The organism is Amycolatopsis sp. NPDC051903 (genome assembly GCF_044452505.1).
GTDB lineage: Bacteria > Actinomycetota > Actinomycetes > Mycobacteriales > Pseudonocardiaceae > Amycolatopsis.
Genome location: NZ_JBITBT010000054.1, coordinates 36129 through 56440 on the forward strand (window position 1 = coordinate 36129; position 20312 = coordinate 56440).

The 20312-nt window shown below is 69.9% G+C and carries 21 protein-coding genes; 8 read left to right on the forward strand and 13 right to left on the reverse strand.

The features are described from left to right. Positions 1 to 9: 9 nt before the first annotated feature. Positions 10 to 717: a DUF3558 domain-containing protein gene (locus tag ACIA77_RS48430; protein WP_395892981.1), complete on the reverse strand. Its 708-nt coding sequence runs from the start codon at positions 715 to 717 to the stop codon at positions 10 to 12. A gap of 51 nt (positions 718 to 768) precedes the next feature. Between ACIA77_RS48430 and ACIA77_RS48435 the strand changes: the two genes are divergently transcribed. Continuing rightward, positions 769 to 1101 carry a hypothetical protein gene (locus ACIA77_RS48435; protein ID WP_395892982.1) on the forward strand — a complete coding sequence of 111 codons (333 nt, stop codon included), beginning with the start codon at positions 769 to 771 and terminating at the stop codon, positions 1099 to 1101. Beyond that, positions 1094 to 1318 (forward strand): hypothetical protein, encoded by a 225-nt coding sequence (locus ACIA77_RS48440; protein ID WP_395892983.1) that lies wholly within the window; start codon positions 1094 to 1096, stop codon positions 1316 to 1318. Before ACIA77_RS48435 ends, ACIA77_RS48440 begins: the two co-directional genes overlap by 8 nt. Positions 1319 to 1414: 96 nt before the next feature. Here the strand turns inward: ACIA77_RS48440 and ACIA77_RS48445 are convergent, their stop codons facing one another. From ACIA77_RS48445 to ACIA77_RS48470, 6 genes are all read right to left on the reverse strand, one after another. Next, complete coding sequence (locus tag ACIA77_RS48445; RefSeq protein WP_395892984.1) at positions 1415 to 1882, reverse strand: hypothetical protein; 468 nt, start codon at positions 1880 to 1882, stop codon at positions 1415 to 1417. A 159-nt stretch (positions 1883 to 2041) separates the two neighbouring features. After that, positions 2042 to 3046, reverse strand: coding sequence for an ROK family glucokinase (locus tag ACIA77_RS48450; RefSeq protein WP_395892985.1), 1005 nt, complete (start codon positions 3044 to 3046; stop codon positions 2042 to 2044). Next, positions 3043 to 3831, reverse strand: a complete 789-nt coding sequence (locus ACIA77_RS48455) for an HAD family hydrolase (RefSeq protein ID WP_395892986.1) — start codon at positions 3829 to 3831, stop codon at positions 3043 to 3045. The genes ACIA77_RS48450 and ACIA77_RS48455 overlap by 4 nt, the downstream gene beginning before the upstream one ends. Then, entirely contained in the window at positions 3815 to 7138 is a 3324-nt protein-coding gene (otsB, locus tag ACIA77_RS48460; protein WP_395892987.1) for a trehalose-phosphatase, read from the reverse strand. The genes ACIA77_RS48455 and otsB overlap by 17 nt, the downstream gene beginning before the upstream one ends. A 2-nt stretch (positions 7139 to 7140) precedes the next feature. Further along, the gene (locus ACIA77_RS48465) at positions 7141 to 8598 is read right to left on the reverse strand and encodes a sugar porter family MFS transporter (protein WP_395892988.1); all 1458 of its coding nucleotides are present in this window, start codon (positions 8596 to 8598) and stop codon (positions 7141 to 7143) included. A gap of 251 nt (positions 8599 to 8849) precedes the next feature. Next, a complete protein-coding gene (locus ACIA77_RS48470) occupies positions 8850 to 9437 on the reverse strand; it encodes a dihydrofolate reductase family protein (protein ID WP_395892989.1) in 588 nt (195 codons plus the stop codon). Between the two features lie 161 nt (positions 9438 to 9598). On the opposite strand from ACIA77_RS48470, the gene ACIA77_RS48475 reads away from it, so the two are divergent. From ACIA77_RS48475 to ACIA77_RS48495, 5 genes are all read left to right on the forward strand, one after another. Next, entirely contained in the window at positions 9599 to 10624 is a 1026-nt protein-coding gene (locus tag ACIA77_RS48475) for a sigma-70 family RNA polymerase sigma factor (protein ID WP_395893002.1), read from the forward strand. A 110-nt stretch (positions 10625 to 10734) separates the two neighbouring features. After that, on the forward strand, positions 10735 to 11169 hold the full coding sequence (locus tag ACIA77_RS48480; protein ID WP_395892990.1) for a hypothetical protein: 435 nt from the start codon (positions 10735 to 10737) through the stop codon (positions 11167 to 11169). A gap of 84 nt (positions 11170 to 11253) precedes the next feature. Then, positions 11254 to 11805, forward strand: coding sequence for a hypothetical protein (locus tag ACIA77_RS48485; protein WP_395892991.1), 552 nt, complete (start codon positions 11254 to 11256; stop codon positions 11803 to 11805). Continuing rightward, on the forward strand, positions 11802 to 12695 hold the full coding sequence (locus ACIA77_RS48490) for a hypothetical protein (RefSeq protein WP_395892992.1): 894 nt from the start codon (positions 11802 to 11804) through the stop codon (positions 12693 to 12695). Before ACIA77_RS48485 ends, ACIA77_RS48490 begins: the two co-directional genes overlap by 4 nt. A gap of 201 nt (positions 12696 to 12896) precedes the next feature. Further along, a complete protein-coding gene (locus ACIA77_RS48495) occupies positions 12897 to 13742 on the forward strand; it encodes an SAM-dependent methyltransferase (protein WP_395892993.1) in 846 nt (281 codons plus the stop codon). A 3-nt stretch (positions 13743 to 13745) separates the two neighbouring features. On the opposite strand, the gene ACIA77_RS48500 is transcribed toward ACIA77_RS48495, so the two are convergent. Then, positions 13746 to 14576 (reverse strand): phosphotransferase family protein, encoded by an 831-nt coding sequence (locus ACIA77_RS48500; RefSeq protein ID WP_395892994.1) that lies wholly within the window; start codon positions 14574 to 14576, stop codon positions 13746 to 13748. A 201-nt stretch (positions 14577 to 14777) separates the two neighbouring features. Here ACIA77_RS48500 and pip point away from each other — a divergent pair, with 201 nt between their 5' ends. Then, entirely contained in the window at positions 14778 to 15752 is a 975-nt protein-coding gene (gene pip, locus ACIA77_RS48505; protein WP_395893003.1) for a prolyl aminopeptidase, read from the forward strand. Between the two features lie 191 nt (positions 15753 to 15943). On the opposite strand, the gene ACIA77_RS48510 is transcribed toward pip, so the two are convergent. The 5 genes from ACIA77_RS48510 to ACIA77_RS48530 form a co-directional block, all read right to left on the reverse strand. Beyond that, positions 15944 to 17158, reverse strand: a complete 1215-nt coding sequence (locus ACIA77_RS48510) for an RNA polymerase sigma factor (protein ID WP_395892995.1) — start codon at positions 17156 to 17158, stop codon at positions 15944 to 15946. A gap of 17 nt (positions 17159 to 17175) precedes the next feature. Beyond that, entirely contained in the window at positions 17176 to 17547 is a 372-nt protein-coding gene (locus ACIA77_RS48515; protein ID WP_395892996.1) for a YciI family protein, read from the reverse strand. 131 nt (positions 17548 to 17678) lie between these two features. After that, a complete protein-coding gene (locus tag ACIA77_RS48520; protein ID WP_395892997.1) occupies positions 17679 to 18647 on the reverse strand; it encodes a DUF389 domain-containing protein in 969 nt (322 codons plus the stop codon). Positions 18648 to 18802: 155 nt separating this feature from the next. After that, a complete protein-coding gene (locus tag ACIA77_RS48525) occupies positions 18803 to 19003 on the reverse strand; it encodes a hypothetical protein (RefSeq protein ID WP_395892998.1) in 201 nt (66 codons plus the stop codon). 391 nt (positions 19004 to 19394) lie between these two features. Then, the gene (locus ACIA77_RS48530) at positions 19395 to 20186 is read right to left on the reverse strand and encodes a TetR/AcrR family transcriptional regulator (RefSeq protein ID WP_395892999.1); all 792 of its coding nucleotides are present in this window, start codon (positions 20184 to 20186) and stop codon (positions 19395 to 19397) included. Positions 20187 to 20312 lie beyond the last annotated feature (126 nt).

Genomic DNA, 20312 nt, shown 5'->3' on the forward strand with positions numbered 1-20312 from the left:
CCGGGCGTTTCAGCTTTGCCGGAGGTTGCCGATGACGAATTCGGCCATTTTCGCGAGTCCGCCGCAGCGGTCGTTGTCCCAGTAGCTGCCGGGTAGGTCTTTGCCTTGGATGTCGAAGGTGAGCATCTGGTTTTGGGTGACTTGGACGGAGACGGAGCACTCGTACGTGTGCTGGAACACGTGGTAGACGACGGCCGGGAGGCCGGCGATCGAGGTCTCGGTCCAGGGCTCGAGTTCGCCGTCCTTCTTCAAGCCGTCCACCGACAGTTCGGCGAGGGTCTTCGGGGTTCCGATCGGCTTCAGTGCCGAGATGAGCGCACCAAGGTGGTTGTTCCAGGAGCAGCCGAAGTCAACGGGACCGTTTCGTACGTTCGCGCGGATGTCGTTGGGTGGGTCGGCCACGACGGCGGCGGCCTGGTCTTTGGTGAGCAGGCTGCACGGGTCCGCGTCGAACTTGGCGAGGTTGACGGGGTGATCGACCTGGGTGAGCGGCAGCGGCGCGCCGGTTTGCGCCGGTGCCGGTCGCTGGGAGAGCACGCGGTCGGGTTTCACCGGCCCGCACCCGCTGAGCAGGCCCGCCGCGACGAGCACGATCCCGGCGACCACCAAGGTCCTCGTGCCGTGGCTGCCGAGGGCTCGATGCGCCATTGTTTCTCGTTGTCCGCGTGGTTCGGGCCTGCGCGACATCAGCCGCAGATGATGGCGCGGCGTGCTCATGACCGCAGCATGGCGTCGGGCATCCAACTCCCCACTCCGGGGTTCCGTTGAGTGACGGAACGTGCCTTGTGGATCTTACTGGGACTCATCGACGCAGGAGAGCCGGAGGAGGAACAGCCGGAGCCGCTACAGACTGTGGCTGGTTCGGGGTACATCGGCAGCTGGTGCGTGCTCGCGCTGCTCGCGGAGGGGCACTCCGTGCGCACGACGGTGCGGAACCTGAAGAAGAAGCCCGAGCTGCGGGCGATGCTCGGAGAAAGCGCGGCGCCGGATGACGCGAAGGTCGTGGTGGTGCAGGCGGGTCTGCGGCAGGACGCCGGGTGGGGCGAGGCGGTGCGACTACGTGGTGCACGTAGCCTCGCCGACGCTCACCAAGGTGCCTGAACACGAAGACGAGATGATCGTGCCCGCGGGAGAGCGCGGTGCGGGTGCTGCGGGCGTCAACCCCTCGCTGCGCTTGCTGCTGCCCCAGCTGGGCCGGAACTTCGACGCGACTTCGGAGAAAACGCGGCGCCTGCTGGGCTGGTCCCCGCGGCCGGTCGAAGAGACCATTGTGGACACGGCGGAGAGCTTGCTCGCGGTGAAGGCTCAGCCGGCCTGACGGATGCCGTTCGTCGTCGAGGCGAACCAGGCGCGTCCCTGGCAGGGGTCGGCGCGAGATCCAGTGCAGCGCCCGCGCACCTGCGGCAGGCGCCGGTCAGCGTTTCGCGGTGATCGTGGTGACCGGCAGGCCGAAGCGGCGCTCGGCCTGGTGCGGCAGGTCGGCCTTGAGCCAGCGTGAGGCGCGCCGGGGGAGTGTGGCCACGACGATCTCGTCGAAGTGGCGATCCGCGAGCACCTTCGCGATGGCTTCGAGGGGCTGGGCGCTCCCGAGGTCGCCGTCCGCCTCGACCTTCTGCGCGGCGAGGTCGGCGAGCACCTGGTCCAGCCGCTGCCGGGCCTGCGCCGTGGCCTCCTCGTCGGAGGCGGGCCGGCCGAAGTCCAGTACCACGCTGGGCATCGGCACGACACCACCGGCGGCGGGCACCGCGTGGTAGTGCGCGGCGGCGGTGTTCGGGACGAGCACGTAGAAGGAACTCGGCCCCGCCTCGATCCTGGCGCGGAGCTCCTTCTGCAGCTCCGGCCCCAGGAGGGTCTGGTTCGCGACCACGAGGTACCTGCGCATGAAGACCACCCACTCGGTCAGCCCTTGACAAGGTGTACTAGTTCATGATAATGCGCCGCGCAAGGTCTCCGTGCCCCGAAGAAGACGTCGGCGGCACCACCTCTGCCGAGAGGTCCACAAAGGACTTTCCCGGTGCGAATTCCCGATGGTGCCTGGAGTTCACCGCAAGTGGGACAGGTCGGCGGCGCCCACGAGCCCGGCTTCGTTGCCCAGTTCGGCGATGCGCACCTTCGCGGTGGGGCGGTGTCCGCGGCCGGTGAGGTTCTTGCGGAACACGACTTCGGCCGGTGCACGGAGAATCTCCCCGGCTTCGGACACCCCGCCGGCGATGACGAACATGCCCGGATCGAGGATCGCGGCCAGCGCGGCCATCCCGCGCCCGAGCCATTTGCCGAGCTCGTCGAAGCAGCTCAGCGCGGTCACGTCCCCGGACTGCGCGGCCGCGGTGACGATGTGGCCGTTGATGCCCTCCGGGCGCCCGCCCGCGAGCCGCAGCAGTTCCCGGGCCATCGAGGGCGCCACGGTCGCCTGTTCCTGCGCCTCGACGACGAGCGCCCGCCCGCTGCCGTACTGCTCCCAGCAGCCGTGCAGGCCGCACCCGCAGCGCCGGCCGTCGGGGACGATGGTGTAGTGCCCGATCTCGGCGGCCAGCCCGTACCGGCCCCGCAACAGCTTCCCGTCGACGACGACGCCACCGCCGATCCCGGTACCGATGGTGAGGATGACGGCGTGGGTCTCGCCGCGGGCGGCGCCGAAGCGGGCTTCGGCCCACGCGGCGGCGTTGGCGTCGTTCTCCACGACCACCGGCATGCCGAGCCGGTCCTCCAGGGCCTCGCGCAGGTGCTCGTCGCGCCAGGCGAGGTTGGGCGCGAACATGACGGTCGAGCGCTTCTCGTCGACGAAGCCCGCCGCGCCCAGACCGACACCGGCCACGGGGTACTCGGCGGCCAGCTCACGCACGGCGTCGGCGATGGACTCCTGGGTCCGCACCGGGTCGTCGGCGGGGGTCGGGCGCCGGGTGCGGGCGACGATGTGCCCGGCCTCGTCGACGACCCCCGCGGCGATCTTGGTGCCGCCGATGTCGACGCCGATGGCGAGCGTCTTCTCGGCGGTTTCGCGGACCTGCCGGGGAACCGCTTCCGCCGCCGGCGCCTGGCTGGTCACGACGCCCGCCCGGCCAGTTCGTGGTTGCCGAGCGCCGCGACGTCGATCTCGTCGAGGGAGGTCACCACGAGGTCGGCCCGCGCGGCGGTGAGCAGCGCTTCGTCGTCGGCCCTGGCGACGCCCAGCGCCGCCATCCTGCCGGCCTTTGCGGCTTCGATGCCGCTGGCCGCGTCTTCGACGACGAAGCAGTCCTCGGGGGCGACACCGAGCTCGGCAGCGCTGGTCAGGAAGATCTCCGGGTGCGGCTTGCCGTGGGCGAAGTCGCGGCCCGAGATGTCGGCGTCGAAGGAGCCGAGCAGGCTCAGCCCGGGCGTCACGAAGTCGTAGGAAAGCCCGTTCTGCGCGGCGAAGGTGTCGAGGCGGATCTGGCGCAGGAAGAGCCCGGCGTTCTTCGACGACGACGCCGCGGCGGTCGGGATGCCCGCGGCCTTCACCGCGAGGACGAAGCGCAGCGCGTCGGGGTAGGCCTCGAACTCGCCCGCCTCGATGAGCTTGATGACCATGGCCTGTTTGTGCGCACCGTAGGTCTCGGCGCGATCCTTCGCGTCGGGGACCTCGAAGTGCTCGAGGGCGGCCAGCGCTCCGGCTGCCCGCGGTTTGCCGGACATCACCTGCTGGTAGACCTGGGGCGTGAAGCGGTCGTCCGACCACGTGGTCCGGTCGCGGATGTCGGCCCAGTCGGTCTCCATCAGCTCGCGCAGCGAATCCTTCCAGGCCCGCTCGTGCGGGGAGTCGACGAGCACGCCGTCGACGTCGAAGATCGCGCCCTCAAAGCCCGTCGCCATGGTGGCTCCCTTCCGCGTGGTCCCGGTGGCTCTCCCGGGTTGCGGGTCCGGATTCGCGGGACACGGTGAAGACCCGGCTGTCGCCCGCCCCGAGTTCGTGGACCTCGTCCCCGACGCCGACGCGGATCGGTCCGCGCACGCCCTGGGGAAGCGCGAACACCGTCAGCTCGTCGCCCGCGATCGACACCCGCAGCGGTGCGCCGCGGAACTGCATCGAGAAGACCAGCCCGTCGAGCCGGTCGAGCAGGGTCGGCGCGAAGTACAGCACACCGTCCCGGACGGTGGTGCCGGCGTAGTAGCGCTGCAGCAGGTCCAAGGTCCCCGACATGACACCCATGTGGATGCCTTCCTTGGTCGTTCCTCCTTGCACGTCACCGATGTCGCTCTCCAGCGCCACGATGAACCGGTCCCAGGAACTCTTCGGGTCCAGCGCGGCGAGCACGCCGGCGTGGGTGACGAGGCTCAGCGTCGAACCGTGGGAGGTGCGCCGGTCGTAGTAGTCGATCGCGCGCCGCGTCCGCTCCCCGTCGTGTTCGTACCCGAGCCGGTGGAAGAGGGTGCGCAGCTCCTCGTCGGAGAACAGGAAGAACAACATGACCACGTCGGCCTGCTTGGCCAGCTTGAACCGGTCCGGTTCTTCGCCCTCCGCCTTCAGGATCCGGTCCAGGCGCTGGATGTTGGCGTGCTCGGCCCGGTAGTGCTCCCAGTCGAGTTCGTCCAGGTCCAGGTAACCCTCGAACTGACTGATGATGCCGTCCGGGTGGAACGGCACGTACATCTTGCGGCTCATCTCGTCCCACGTGCGCAGCTCCTCGTCGGTCAACCCGAGGCGGGCGCGCAGCGCGGCTCGGCGGCTGGCCGGCAGCAACCTCAGCACCCGCGGCGCGGTGTCGGCGATCCAGGCCACCATCACGTTGGTGTAGGCGTTGTTGTTCAGGCCACCGTTTTCGCTGCCGGGGTAGCGTTCGTGGAACTCGTCGGGCCCCATCACGCCGTGGATCTCGTAGCGATCGCGTTCCGGGTTGTACCGGGCGATCGAGGCCCAGAACCGCGCGATCTCGAGCATCAGCTCGGCGCCGTAATCGCGCAGGAACTCCCGGTCGTCGGTGGCCTGGTAGTACTGCCAGACGTTGTAGAAGATGGCGGCGTTGACGTGGCGCTGGTTGTGGCTGAGGTCGGGGTCCCACTGGCCGGAGAGCGGGTTGAGGTGGACGATCTGGGTCTCTTCGGTGCCGTCGCTGCCGCTCTGCCACGGGAACATCGCGCCCCGCAAGCCCGCCTCCTGGGCGGCCGCGCGGGCCTCGGCGAGCCGGCGGTAGCGGTACAGGAGCAGCCCGCGGGTGATCCCGGGCAGCCGGAAGTTGAGGAACGGGTAGATGAACAGCTCGTCCCAGAACACGTGCCCGCGGTAGGCCTCGCCGTTGAGCCCCCGCGCCGGGACGCCCGCGTCGTGCCGCGCGGTGTGCCGGGAGCAGACCTGCAACACGTGCGCCACGTGGAACCGCAACAGCAGTTGCACGCGCGGCTCCCGCGGGAGCCGGAGGTCGCAGACCTCCCACAGCTCCCTCCACGCCGAGACGTGCTCCGCCAGTGCCTCGGCGAAGCTGGGGTAGCGCAGGACGCCCCGGCCGGCCGCCGCCAGCGTCTCGGTGATCGCGTTGTCGTGCGAGGTGAACAGCGACACCATCTTCTCCACCCGCACCGGCTGTCCCCGCGCCACGTCGAACGCGATGACCTGCTGGATGTAGTCGTCCATCTGGTGCAGGGTGCGCTCCGCCGGAAGCTGCTCGGCGTCGCGGAAGACGCGGGTGCGGGCGGCTTCGGTGACGTAGATGTTCGACTGCCGGGTCTGCACCTTCAGCGCGATGGTCTCCGGGCCGAAAGTACGGGGAGACACCGGATCGAGGTGACGCCCCTCCAGCTCGCGGTAGCGGGCGACCATCTGGTTGGTCACCCGGCCGTCCAGCCCCGAGATCACCTCGACGCGACCGGACCAGTTCTCGGGCGTCAGCGTCCACTCGATGCCCGCCTGGTGGCTGTGGGCCATGCTCACGAAGCGACGGCTGCGCAGCGTCGTCTCCCGGCCGGCGCGGTCGCGGAAGCGCAGGACGCGCTGCACGGTGGCGAGCCGGATGTCGTAGGAGTGCTCGTAGGAGATCACGTCGACGTTGCCGAGCCTGATCGCCTCCTCGCCGTCGATGCGCAGCTTGAGCACCAGCCAGTTCGGCAGGTTGACCAGGTCCTCGTTCTGCACCGGGTGCCCGCCGAGGATGGTGGTCTCGCGGTTGAACCCGCCGTGCGCGTAGGTGCCGGGGTAGTGGACCTTGCCGGCGTCCTCCCACTCGGCCGCGCCGCGGGTGCAGAAGTACCCGTTGCCCGTCGACGTCAGCGACTCCCGCAGCCCCTCGGCGCCGGGATCGAAGTGGTCGTAGACGAGAACGCAGTCGGACGCGGATTTCCGCTCGTCCGCAGCCGCGCCCTCGTCGGCGGCCAAAGTGGACAGGAGCTGCTCGACCTGTTCGGGGGAGGAGACGATGAAGTCGGCCGCCGTGGCCCGATCGGCCACCTCGGGGTCGTCGGCCCTGCCGACGAAGATCCCGACGCCACCACGATCGGCCAGCGCCCGGAAAGCGTCCTCGTCGGTGATGTCGTCGCCGAGGTAGATCGGGACCACGTCCGGTGAATCCAGGCGCAGGGTGCGCAGCAGGTGGAGCACGGCTTTGCCCTTGTGCCAGTCGATCTTCGGCTGAAGCTCGTAGACCATCTTGCCCGGCGTCATCTTCAGCCGGTCCGGGTGCTCGGCGAGGAGGGTGTCGACCGCGGTGGTGATCCGGTGGCGCTGGTCCGGATCGACGAGCCGGTAGTGCACGGCGACCGAAGCCTTCTTCGCTTCGATCACCACGCCCGGGATCGAGCCGGTTTCCGCGCGCAGGCGGTCGGTGACTTCGCCGACGACGTCCTCGAACCCGCTCGCGGCGTCGTGGTGGATCTCGCCGGCGGCGGGGCTCCAGATGTCGAAGCCGTGGCTGCCCGCGACCACCAGGTCGTCGATCCGCATCAACCGTTGCACGTCGAGCCGGTCGCGGCCGCTGACCACGCACACCGGGCAGCGCACGGCCAGCGCTCGCACCGTGTCCCGCATCCGGTCGGAGATCACGGCGTCCTCGGGATGGGCCACGATCGGGGCCAGCACCCCGTCGTAGTCGAGGAACACCGCCGGGCGCCGGCCGGCCAGCCGCTCGGCGAACCGATCACCGTCGCGCAGTGCGTGGGGGAGGTCTCGGACCGTCGAGGTCGGCTCGGTCATCGTCAGGCCATCTCCTCCAGCTCCCGCCCCTTCGTCTCCTTGACGTACTTGATCACGAAGAAGATCGACACGAAGGCGAAGAACGTGTAGACGCCGTAAGCGAGACCCAGCCCGACATCCGACAGCGCCGGGAAGGTCGTCGAAATGAGGAAGTTGGCCAGCCACTGCGCCGCCGCGGCGACGGACAGGGCCATGGCGCGGATCTTGTTGCTGAACATCTCACCGAGCAGCACCCACACCACCGGGCCCCACGTCGCCCCGAAGAACACGACGTAGACGTTGGCGGCGATCAGCGCGACCGGCCCGGCCGCACCCAGGTCCGGCGTGCCGTTCACGATCGGCGCGGTGCCGAAGAGGATCGCGAGGACGCCCAGGCAGACGAACTGGCCGATGGAGCCGATCAGCAGCAGTGGCTTGCGGCCGATCCGGTCGACGAGTGCGATGGCGATGACCGTGGTGAGGATGTTGGTCACCGATGTGATCACGGTGATCGCCAGTGCGTTCTGCTCGCTGAACCCCACCGCCTGCCAGAGAGCCGACGAGTAGTAGAAGATCACGTTGATGCCGGTGAACTGCTGGAAAACCGACAGCCCGATGCCGACCCACACGATCGGCAGCAACCCCAGCTTGGGGCCGCGGATGGTCACGAAGCCGGTGCGTTCCGTCTTTCCCCTGAGCGTCCGGACGATCTCCGCGATCTTCGCGTCGACGTCGCCGCCGACGAACCGGCGCAGCACCTCGGCCGCCTTGGCCAGCTGCTGCTTCTGGACCAGGTGCCGCGGGGACTCCGGGATCGTCAGGGCCAGGAGGCCGTAGGCGAGGGCGGGGATCAGCAGCGACAGGAACATCCACCGCCAGGTGTCGAGCCCGAACCACAGGGGATCCAACGCACCGCCGGAACCGGCGACCAGTGCGTAGTCCACGAGTAGCGCGACGAAGATGCCCGTCACGATGGCCAGCTGCTGCAGCGAACCCAGCCGGCCACGCAGGTAGGCCGGCGAGATCTCCGCGATGTAGGCGGGCGCGATCACGGAGGCCGCACCGACACCGAGACCTCCGATCAGCCGCCAGAACGCGAGGTCCCAGATCGAGAACGCCAACCCGCTGCCCAGTGCGCTGATGGCGAACGCGATCGCCGCGAGCCACATGACGCGGATGCGCCCGTAGCGGTCGGCGATCGCGCCCGCGAACCAGGCGCCGATCGCGCAGCCGATCAGCGCCGCGGCGACCGCGAAGCCGAGGACGAAGGGTGACGCGGCGAAGTTTTCGCCCACGGCTTTGACGGCCCCGTTGATCACCGCGGTGTCGTAGCCGAAGAGGAAGCCGCCGAGCGCCGCCGTCGCCGCGACGAGCACGGTGCGACCGGTGCTCGGGGTGGCGTAGGTGATCTGCTGGGCGGGATCGCCCGGCTGCTGGGAAGAATCGCTTGGCGGTGGCTGCCCGCCCGATGTGGTCCCCACATGGACCTCCCCTGCGCGAGGGGCTCCGAGGCGGTCTGCGCTCGACGGGCTCCCTCACACTTCTCTACAGAGTGTGTCTGAAATCACATCTCGTCAAGAGGTTGATACCCCACCCGGATTTGAAGGTCTGCCAGCGCTCAGCAGCGCGCGACGGGAGGCTGGCTGTGCGGACGTGGTTTCCGCCGCTTCTCAACGGACGGCGACGGATCGCCGCAACCGCCCGGCCGGAACCGGTCCCGCGCAACCGAGGCCTAGCCTTCGTGAACGGGTTGGTAGGTCAGGAGAACGAGCGCGTCGCCGATGGTGCGGGTGTCGACGAGGCGCAGGGGCTTCACGCCGCCGGTCGCGCCGAAGAGCCGCTCGCCCGCTCCGACCACGACGGGGTAGGTCATCAACCGCAGTTCGTCGACGAGGCCGTGGTCCACCAGCGTGTGCACGAGCCGGCCGCTGCCGTAGACGACGATCTCGCCGGGCACCTGGTGCTTGAGTTTCGAGACCGCCGCCACCGGATCGCCGGTGAGGACCGTCGAGTTGGTCCACTCGGGACGTTCCAGGGCGGAGGACGAGACGACGTACTTGGGCAGGCTCCGCAGCCTGTCCGCCCATTCGCCGGTGCGGGAAGCCCAGCCACGCTCGACGAACCACGTGTGGCTGCGCCGCCCCATCAGCAGGGCGTCGGCTCCCAGCGCCTCCTTGAACTCGACCTCGGCCCACTCTTCGCGGTCCTTGGTGCTGATCCGGGTGAACCAGCTGCCGCGCCCGGCGCCGTCCTCGCCGGTCGGGTCGTCCTGGATGACTCCGTCGAGCGAGACGTTCTCGCTGATCACGATCTTCCCCATTTTCCTTCTCCTATCTTGGTGTTGTCGGCGGCCACTCGGGCAGACGCCGCGATGTCCGGAAAAGGGGCGCTCGTCGACCGCCCCCTTCCGCCTTCGCCCGGCGTCACCACGAGGTGGAAGCGCGACGAGACGCGGGAGACGAGGTGGTCATCGTGGAGCCGGTGAGAGCGGACCTGATCAGCCGGGCGCGGGCGGGCGACGGGGAAGCGTTCCGCGCGCTGACCGAGCCGCACCGCCGTGAGCTGCAGGTGCACTGTTATCGGATGCTCGGTTCGTTCCAGGACGCCGAGGACGCCCTGCAGGACACGTTGCTGGCCGCCTGGCGGGGTCTGGGCGGCTTCGACGGTCGTGCGTCGATCCGCACCTGGCTCTACCGGATCGCCACCAACCGGTGTCTCAGCGTGCTTCGCGCGGCCAGCCGGCGCCCCGCCAAGGCGTGGGACGTTCCCGGGGTCGAGCCGCCTGAGCCGACGCGGCTCGGCGAAGTCGTCTGGCTCGAGCCGTATCCCGACGCCTTGCTCGAAGGCGCGATCACCGTGCCGCTCGGCCCGGAGGCCCGGTACGAGCAAACCGAATCCATCTCCCTGGCCTTCGTGACCGCTCTCCAAGCCTTGCCGCCGCGCCAGCTTGCCGTGCTCATCCTGCGCGACGTCCTCGGATTCCCGGCGAACGAGGTGGCCGGCATGCTGGACACGACGGTCGACTCGGTCAAGAGCGCGCTCAAACGGGCGCGCGCCGGCTTGCAGCGCCGACGGTTGCCGGGCACCGACCGCGAATCGCCGTCCGCAGGCTCGTCCGCCGAGGAAACGATCGTCGCGAAGTTCGTCAGCGCCTACGAGTCCGCCGACATCGACGCGCTCGTGGCACTCCTGACCGACGACGTGTTCGTGTCGATGCCACCACTACCGCTCGAATACGAGGGCCGTGCCGTCGTCGCCGGGTTCTTCACCACCTTGTTCGGCGCGGGCCGCAGGTTCGACCTCGTGCCGACTCGGGCCAACGGCCAGCCCGCGTTCGGCGCCTACCTGCGCACTCCGAACGGCGTCAGCCACGGGACGGGCCTGTACGTCCTCACCCTCACCCGCGACGGAATCCGGGCCATGACCCGGTTCGAGAACACGGTGCTCCCGTCGTTCGGCCTCCCTCGCTCGCTCCCGAGCCGAGAGCCGGGTGTGAGCGACAGGTGACCGTGACTCGTCGATGATCCGGTGGGGTTTTGGTTGGCAGGGCGGCGATCCGAGCCGGAGAACCAGCGGACGGCCCTGAATTGTCGGTCCGCGGCGATAGCGTCCCCGACGTGACGCTTCTGGGGTTTTGCGAAGACGACGAGTACCTGCCCGACCACGGCACCGTGGTGCTCCGCGACGTCCACCGCGCGGACGGTTTGCCGGCACTGGGCAACGAGCTGCTCGGCGAGCTCGCGACGACGGCGTTGTCCGGCACGGTCGCGACGGCGGGCGACGGCTGGCTGCACGGCACGACCGGTGATCCGTACCAAGCAATTCGCTGGGAGGCGCACGACGGACCGCCCGGAGTGCGGCTCGGGGACTGGGAAGAGGTCGTCGAGACGCCGTTCCACAGCCGCTCGGGGATCGTGAGCCTGGCGAAGCTGACTGGCGGCACCTACGGCGACGAGCTGGATCTGGGTGCCAAGGGGCTCTTTCGCGTCCGGGTGTGCCGGAAGACCGCGGAGGACGGCGAAGCAGGTGACGTCTGGCTGATCCAGTTCTGACCGGAGCCGGGCACCCCGGAGCCGCCGCGGTGGCTCACCCGCACGCGAGCGGCGGTTCACCGGCCCGACCCGGGCTGGCGGGAGGTGCTCGGTTACCACGTCGTCGAAGTGTCGTGGTTCTTCACGCTCGCCGGTGTGCAGCGACCGGACGGGTGGCTCGACGAACCCTTGCCCGGTACTGCCCAGCCGCCGGACAGCGTGTGCGCCCAGCTCGGCGTCGATCCGCCGCGTACCCGCCGGGACGCGATTCCGTTGCTGGTCGCCGCGGGGCTGCTCGTGGACGACGGCGCCGGGGGGTTCTCAGCGGGAACGCCGCGGCCGGCCACGGAAGTGCTCGATCTGCCGGGCACAGTGGGAGCCCGAGTGGAGGCCGGCGCACTTCGCACCGCGTACAGCTGGCTCGCGTCCGATGTCACCAGCATCGCCGCGTGGTCGAATCCGGCGCGCGTCGAGGAGCTGGCCGCTTTGCTGGCTGTCCCCGCGGAAACCGTCGAACCGCTGCTCGAGTTCGCGGTCAGCGACAGGCTGATCCGCCGGGCGAACGGTGCCGTCACGGCGCGCTTCCCCGCCCGGCGCCACGGGCCGCGCCGGTTCGACGGCTGGTCGCGCGGAGCGTTCGCCGCGCGGAGCCGGTGACCGTGTCCGGCGCGCCGCCGCGCGTGGGGTTCGTTGCCGGCGATGGCACGGTCGTGGTGTGGCGTGCGGGGGAGCCCGTGGTCCTGGGCCGGGTCGAGAGCGATCACCGCTACCGCGCGTTCGAGACCAGGGCCGGCATCTACGTCGCCGCCTCCGGTGGGCGAGGACACCTGATGACCTGGGACGGGGCCACGCGCCGGCTTCCGGTGGACTTGGGCTTCCGGCCCGTTCGCAGCGCGGACGGCCGGTACTTGGCCGGCGTCCAGATGCGCACCGGCCGGCGACCGTGGGACCAGGTGCATCTCTTCGACGTGACAACGGAAGAACTGCGGAGCCTGCCGAAGTCCGGCAACCTGACGCGCCACGTCCTGGACATCCACGACGGTGCTGTCCACTTCTTCACGCGGCCGGGCGGAGGGACGTTCACCACCTCTCGCTGGGTACCGGGCCGAGAACCCCTGGAACTCGCCTCGCCGGTCCACCGGCTCGACCCGCTGTCCGGCGCCACTGTCCGTGAAGAAGCCGAGGGACCGACGGCGTTCACGGCATCGGGTGAGCGGCGCCAGACGATGGGCACTCCGCCCGGCCGTTTCGTCCCGGGCGGCGCGAGCGTGTACTCGTTCCGGCACAACGGGCCCACCGTGGTGCTGCTCGACCTCGCCACCGGGACGACCACCGAGCACCCGCTCCCCGCGGGCTGCGAAGTCGGCGAAACCCCGCCGTTCGCCCCGATCTGGGAAACGCCCGAAACACTGGTCTTCTCCCAGCCCCACCACGTGTCGACCCACCGCATCATCCGGTGGCACCTGCGGAGTGGGGTGTTCGAGCACTTCGACGTCCCCGAGATCGCGGGCTACCGGCCGTTCCCGATCGAGCCGATGCTCACCTGAGCGGCCCCGCGTGGTGGCGGTTCCGGGGTGCTGACCAGGCCCGCTCCGATCGTCACCGGTGCAGCCGGCGGGATTCACGCGGTCGAGTCACTCGAACGGCGACACCGACGCTGGCCCGCGGGCGATCCGGCGCGCTGACGTCCGGACCAATGACTACACTGTGTGTGGCGAAAGCCACGATTCCGAGGAGGATGGTGTCCTGTGGCGGATGAGCTCAACGCTCCTCCTGGGGTGGACCCCACCCGGGCCAGCGTCGCCCGCGTCTACGACTACCTGCTCGGCGGGAAAGACCACTACGAGGCGGACCGCAAGGTAGCCGAGAGCATCATGGTCACGATGCCGGAGATCGCGGACGCGACACGGGAGAACCGCGCGTTCCTGATCCGCGTGTGCCGGTTCCTCGCGACCAACGCGGGCATCACCCAGTTCCTCGACTGCGGGTCGGGGCTGCCGACCGCGGAGAACGTGCACCAGGTGGTCCAGCGGATCAACGCCGAGTCGAAGGTGGTCTACACCGACTACGACCCGATCGTCGCCGCGAACGGCCGCGTGTTGCTCGAAGACAACGACCGCACGCGCTACGTCGAGGCCGACATCTTCGAGCCGGAGAGCATCCTCGACGACGACACCGTGCGAACGCACCTGAACTGGGACCAGCCGATCGCCGTCCTGTTCGTCGCCACGCTGCACCACCACAAGGGCGACCGGGGCCGGCCCGCCGAGGTCACGGCGGAATTCGTGAAGCGGTTGCCCTCGGGTTCGTACGTCGTCATCTCCCACCTCGTCGACCCGAGCGACGGATCCGGCGACGACAAGGCCATCGCGGAACTCCAGGAAGTCTTGCGGTCGGGCTCGCTGAAGGGCGTGATCGCCCGCACCAAGGCCGAGATCCGCGAGCTGTTCCACGAGGCCGAACTCATCCCACCCGGGCCGAATCGGGTCCCGGAGATCGTGCCGCTGATCGACTGGTGGCCGGACGGACCGCTGCTCAATCCCCCGAACGTCGCGCAGCGGATCATGGTCGGCGGAGTCGCCCGCAAACCTTGACCGCTAGGCGGGACTCTCGGAGGTGGTGGCTTCGAGCCAGGGGAGGACCGCCGCGAGGAAGCCGTCGGGGTTGGTTAGCGCCCGGCCGTTCATGGTGGCGACGAGGTGGCCGACGCCGAGCAGGGCGTCCCACACCCGGGCCCGCCGGTACGTCTGCGCGGAAACGGCCTGCCGGACGTTGTCCCAGCCGTGCCAAGCCATCAGGGCCGCGTCGATGGCGGGGTCGCCGGGCATGGCCAGGTCCCAGTCCAGGATCCCGACCAGCTTGCCGTCGGCCGACCAGTGGACGTTGGATCCGCCGAGGTCTCCGTGCACCAAGGCATCGGGCACGGGGTCGAGGGCCAGCGCGGCGTCGAGCCGACGGCGAACCTCTTGCTGCCAACGGGAAGGCAGGCGGGGCAGCACCTCGTCGGTGATGAGCTCCGACCAGGGACGGCCGGCACCCCGGCCGTCCAGAACGCCCATCAGCTCCGGGGAAAGGGGCACGGCCCGGACGGCAGCCAGGACCTCGGCGACCTGAACGGGATCGCCGGCCCCCTCGGGCAGGGCGACGCCGTCGATCCACGACACGGCGACGGCGGCCCGATCGCCGAACACGGTGACGGGCGTCAGCGGCTCGGGCACCTGGAACGGCAGACCCGCGGAGGCCAGCTGCCGCAACACCGCCACGCGCGCGGGCATCGCCGAAGCGGCCAGGGGACGCTTGCTGACCCGGACGGCGGCGACGCCCGGGATCAGCAGCACGTGGTGGACGTTGCCGTCGGCGGCCAAGCGCGCCGAGTCGAGTCGGACGCCGGGCAGCAGCGCGCCGGCGATCTCCAGCAGGTCGTCCACGAAATCCCCTCAGCGCCGGATGAGGTGGGCCCCGCGTACGCAGGAGTCGCCGCCCCGGCTGGTGATCTGGTCCCGCGGCGAAGGCAGGCCCGTCTTCAGCGTCTGCACGACGGTAACGGGGGAGAGCGACAGGGCGAGCACCCGGTCGGCCAGGTAGACGCCACGGTGTCCTGCGCCGCGCCGGTACGCGATCATGCCGGTATGGCGAGTACATCCGACCGGCGTTATCCATCGATCGAGCCCCACGAGTCAGGCATGCTGGAAGTCGGCGACGGCCATTCGCTGTATTGGGAGGTGTCGGGTAACCCCAACGGCAAACCGGCCGTCGCGCTGCACGGCGGTCCCGGCTCGGGGAGCTCTCCGCGATACCGGAGCCTGTTCGACCCGAACCGCTACCGCGTGGTCGTGTTCGACCAGCGCAACTCCGGGCACAGCACCCCTTCGGCGACCGACCCGGTCGTCGACCTGTCGACGAACACCACCCAGCACCTTGTCGCCGACATCGAGGCGCTGCGGGTCCACTTGGGAATCGAGCGCTGGCTGGTGGAGGGTGGCTCGTGGGGCGTCACCCTCGCTCTCGCCTACGCGCAGGCACATCCGGAGCGGGTGACCGAATTGGTGCTCGCAGCCGTGACCAACGGCAATCGGAGCGAGACCGACTGGATCACCCGTGACATGGGCCGCGTTTTCCCGCGCGAGTGGGAACGGTTCCGCGATGGCGTGCCCGCCGCCGAACGCGACGGCGACCTGTCGGCCGCCTACAGCCGGTTGCTCCACGATCCCGACCCCGACGTCCGCGCCGAGGCCGCCCGCGGGTGGTGCGAGTGGGAGGACACGCACATGTCGCTGGCCCCCGACGCCGCACCGTCCCTGTCGGTCGCCGACCCGGCATTCCAGCTGGCCATCGCCCGCATCGTGACCCACTACTGGTCCCACGGCTGCTTTCTCGACGAGGGGCAGATTCTGCGTGACATCGAGCGGCTCCACGGGATTCCGGCCGTGTTGATCCACGGGCGGTACGACGTCAGCGGTCCACTCGGCACAGCCTGGGCGTTGCACCGGGCCTGGCCCGGAAGCGAACTCGTCGTGCTCGACGACACCGGCCACGGCGGCGGCAGCATGACCGCGGCGATCATCGCCGCCACCGACCGCTTCGCCGGCGGTCAGGGCGAGTGATTGCGGCCCGCCGCCGCACCGCATCGCCGACCGGCTCGACACGACCACCCGCGGCCGCCGGATCGAGAACCCCTGCACCTGCTCCCGTCGCGATCCGGTCGACGACTCGCACCGGCGGCCGGTGCGATCGACGTCAGCGGGCTGCCCGAGATCAGGACCGCGCGGCGCCGGCACTGGCCGAGCAGGAGAACTCAGTCCAGCGCGGCCGCCTTGCGCAGCAGTACCGAGCGTTCACGGTCGTTGGCGCACAGCTTCGCCGCCAGTTCCAGTTCGGCGCGCGCCTCCGGGTGCCGGCCGAGGCGGGCCAGCAGTTCGCCGCGGACGGTCGGGACCAGGTGTGAGCCGGGGAGCCGGTCGGCGGCGACGAGGTCGTCCACGATGGCCAGTGCTTGCTCGGGGCCCGAGGCCATAGCTACGGCGACGGCCCGGTTGAGCTCGGCCACCGGCGAGGGCGCCACCCGGCCCAGGGCTTCGTAGAGCACCACGATCCGGTCCCAGTCGGTCGCCTCCACCGACGGCGCCGACGCGTGGGCGGCGGCGATCGCGGCCTGCAGGCCGTAGGGGCCGAGGCCGCGGGGCGAGGCCTTGGCCAGCGCGGCCAGTCCGCGGTGGATCGCCGAGACGTCCCACCGGCGCCGGTCCTGGTCCTCGAGCAGGATCGGCGCACCGTCCGGGCCGGTCCGCGCCGGGAAGCGCGCGGCGGTCAGTTCGCACAACGCGAGCAGGCCGTGCACCTCCGGCTCGTGCGGCAGCAGCGCGGCCAGCGTGCGGGCCAGCCGGATCGCCTCGTACGCGACGTCGGGACGCAGCAGCCGGTCGCCCGACGTGGCTGTCGACCCCTCGGTGAAGATCACGTAGATGACGCTGAGCACGCCGCCCAGCCGGTTGCGGCGCTCGCCGGCCAGCGGCAGTTCGAACGGCACCCCCGCGGCCGCGATCGTCTTCTTGCCGCGGGTGATGCGGGCTTGCACAGTCGGCACGGGGACGAGGAATGCGCGGGCGATCTCCTCGCTGGACAGGCCGGCGACCACGCGCAGCGTCAGTGCCACCCGGGCCTCGGGGGAGAGCACCGGGTGGCAGCTGATGAACATCAGCGCGAGGACGTCGTCGTCGATCCGGTCGGGGTCGAGGTCGTCGTCGGTTTCCGGGGCGGCCGCCAGCAGGGCGTAGCGATCCCGCAGGGCGGTCCGGCGGCGGATCGCGTCGATGGCCCGCCGCCGGGCCGTGGCCCTCAGCCAGCCGGCCGGATTGGCCGGCGGGTCGAGCGGCCACGACACCAGGGCCTCGGCCACCGCCTCCTGGGCCGCGTCTTCGGCCAGCCCGAAGTCGCCGGTGAACCGGGTCAGCGCGGCGACGATCCGCGCCGACTCGATCCGCCAGACGGCCTCGACATCGGCAGTGCTCATGGCTTTGTCCTGCCCGATCAGGCGTCGACCTGCGGAACCTCTTCTTCCCCGGGAACCCGTCGGATCTCGATCTTGGACCCGGGTGCCGCCGGGACCCGCTTGGCCCACTCGACCGCCTCCTGCTTCGACGCGACCTCGATCAGGAAGAAGCCCCCGAACAGCTCCTTGGTCTCGCCGTACGGCCCGTCCGTGACCACCGGGGTCTCGCCGCTGAAGTCGACCACGACGCCGTCGCTCGCGGCGTCCAGTCCTTCCGCCGCGAGGAAGACGCCGGCCTTGACCAGGTCCTCGATGTACCGGCGGGTCGTGACCATCAGTTCCTCGATGTTCGCCATCATCGCCGCGTTCGACTCGTCGGTACCCCGCATGATCAGCATGTACTTCGGCATCGTGTTCTCCTCATCCGGCGGGGCCGCGTCTCGGCCCTCGCCCCCCTGTGTCGAACGAGCGGCCCGCGGATCAACACGGTTTCGGAAAATTTTTCTCGCGGCGACGCGGCCGGCCCCCCGATCCTCGCTCTTCAGCCCTCGGCCGTTCCGCTGCTCGCACGCTGATCGCGCTGCCGGCTGACCCGCCGCCAGATCGCCCGCTGGCACTTGAGCGTGCCGGTCCCGACCAGGATGAGCACGACGATGTTGAGGAGCAACTGGAACAGCGACCCCCAAGCCTCCCGCGCAGCGGCGAACGCCCACGACACGCCGATGTCGGCCGCCGCCGGGATCGTGGTGACGGAGATGAAGACCCCGAGCAGTGCGCTCGTCCGGGCCTCGCTCAGTGACACGATGCCGACGACGCCGGCCAGCACCGCCACCACGAGCGAGAAGAAGTTGGGCGTGTCGATCAGGTTCGACACCGGCCTGAAGCCCAGCTCGAACGCCTTCGGCTGCAGGTCCAGTCCTCGGACGAGGACGCTGAAGAGGAACGTGGCGGCGATGGCCAGCAGGAAGCCCACGACCAGCGCCCTGAGCCCACGCCGGATCCGGGGCCAGGAGCGCCGGTCGATCCCCAGCGCGATGCTGGAGATGGCGCCGTACTCCGGTCCGACCACCATGGCCGCGATGATGAGGATCTGCGAGTTGGTGATGATGCCGACCGCGGCGAGGACGCCGGCGACGACCAGGAAGAGGTAGAAGCTCGGGGGATATTTGCCTTCGCCCCGGATCCGGGCCTCGACCTGTTCCCACACCGGGGCCCGCGCCCGGGTGCCGAGCTCCTCGGCTCCCGCCTTCGCCGCGCGTTCCGAGAACGCCAGATCGACCGGCGTGAGGACGAGCGAGCCGTGGTGGTCGATGCCGAGATTTCGCAGGCCGCGCAACACTTCGTTCGCGGCTCCGGTCAGCACGTCGCACTCGATGGCGTCGCCGTCGGGGTTTCGCACGCTGCCGGGCTGCACGATGAGGTTGAGGACGCACGGCTCGGCGCGCAGCAGAGCTACGGTGCGGTCCGTGAGGTCCGGCGGGCTCACCGCCCGGATGTGGATCAGGTCCATCCGAACCTCCGGCTGCGGGTGAGTCGCGGGCTTGGAAGCCGCCCGTTCCGCGCGAGGGAGGAGCGCGGCTGGTGTGCGGAAACCCGACGAAGTGCCCACTGTACCGCCGGTTACGCACCCGTCTCGTCGACTCGAGCTCCTTCCCGGGTATCGGCTCATTCACCGGCGGCCAGTTCGTCTTCTTCGACGGAGCTCGACGTCGTGCTCCGGGTGCCGAGCGTGACGAGGACCGAAGCCGCCGTCAGCGCGACGCCGAACCAGACGGCCGCGTCGACACCGAAATCGTCGGCGACCAGTCCGCCGAACAACGCCCCGAGCGCGATGGACGTGTTGTACCCCAGCGTGTTGATCGACATGGCGGCTTCGAAGGTGTCCGGTGCGGCGGCGAGCGTGAGGCTGACCTGGCACGTCGTTGGCTTCGCCTACCTCATCTCGCTGGGTGCCATGCCCAGTTTTGCACTCTGGTTGCGCGGGATTGCGCAACCGCCGGCCACCGCGAGCCACATCACGCGCCGGGCCTCGCGGTCGTGATGCTCCCGTTCGCCCATGACCCAGCGCGCCAACGCCACCCCGTGGCGACCGCCTTCCTCGGCGTTCTCACCACGGAATGACACGCCGGACGAGTCTGCCGTGGTGCTGGAGGGAGGTCGAACCACCGGGGCTTACCGGCGAAAGCAGCTCTGCTGGCTGATTCGACCGGGCGTCGGCATTCACCGAGGAGACGGTGACCGGGCGTTCGACGCTCGATCACCGTGCGATTCCGCCTCTTGGTCCGTGTCGCGGTACGGGCGGCAGTGGCGAGGACGCCGGCGACGCGTGGAATCCTCGGATCATGACCGCGGCGAAGCGCCGGGAGGCCGCGATTCGTGCTGCCGGTGTACCCGCGTGGATGCCGTCGTTGGCCATGATCATGAGGACGAGGTCGTCCAAGACGACGTCGGGGCGCAGGTGACCGGTGTCCTTGGCACGGCGGATCAGTTCGGCCGCGGAGATCAGCGAGGAGGTGCGGTTCGCGGCGAAGTCGATCGCGTGCGGGAAGGTGGATTTGAAGGCCGCGGTGAAGCCGTGGTCGCGTGCTTGCAGTTCACAGAGCTTCTCGACCGCGAGGCAGAAGCCGTGCCAGGGATCAAGGGTGGCGAGCCCTTCGTCCAAAATGGATCGCCATGCGAGGTTCTGCTCGGTGAACACGTCGGTGAACAGCACCTCCTTGGTCGGGAAGTGGCGGTAGACGGTCGCGGGCCCGATCTCGGCTCGCCGGGCGATCTCCCGGATCGGCGCGTCCAGGCCATCGGTGACGAACGTCGAGCGGGCGGCCTCGAGGATGCGGGCGCGGTTGTCCCGGGCGTCGGAACGCCGGTTGCGAGGCAAACGAGCGGTCACCGCTCTCACTTTAGCGGGACGGAAGCGGGTGTCCGCTACGGTCCACTGATCAGCCCTGATCGAACAGAACGCGCAGACACCACCGGCTCGGCATCGTCGGGGCAGGGAGATCGACCACCCTCTGGTTGCGAACTTTCCGAGCCCGGCAAGCCAAGCCAAATCTTGAAAAATACGCACTTCTCAAGACGACCCGGCTCGACGGAATGAGGGGACAGCGCATGGCTTCCGGGAGGAGCGACGGAGATACCTGGGACCTGGCCTCCAGCGTCGGGGTGACCGCCACCG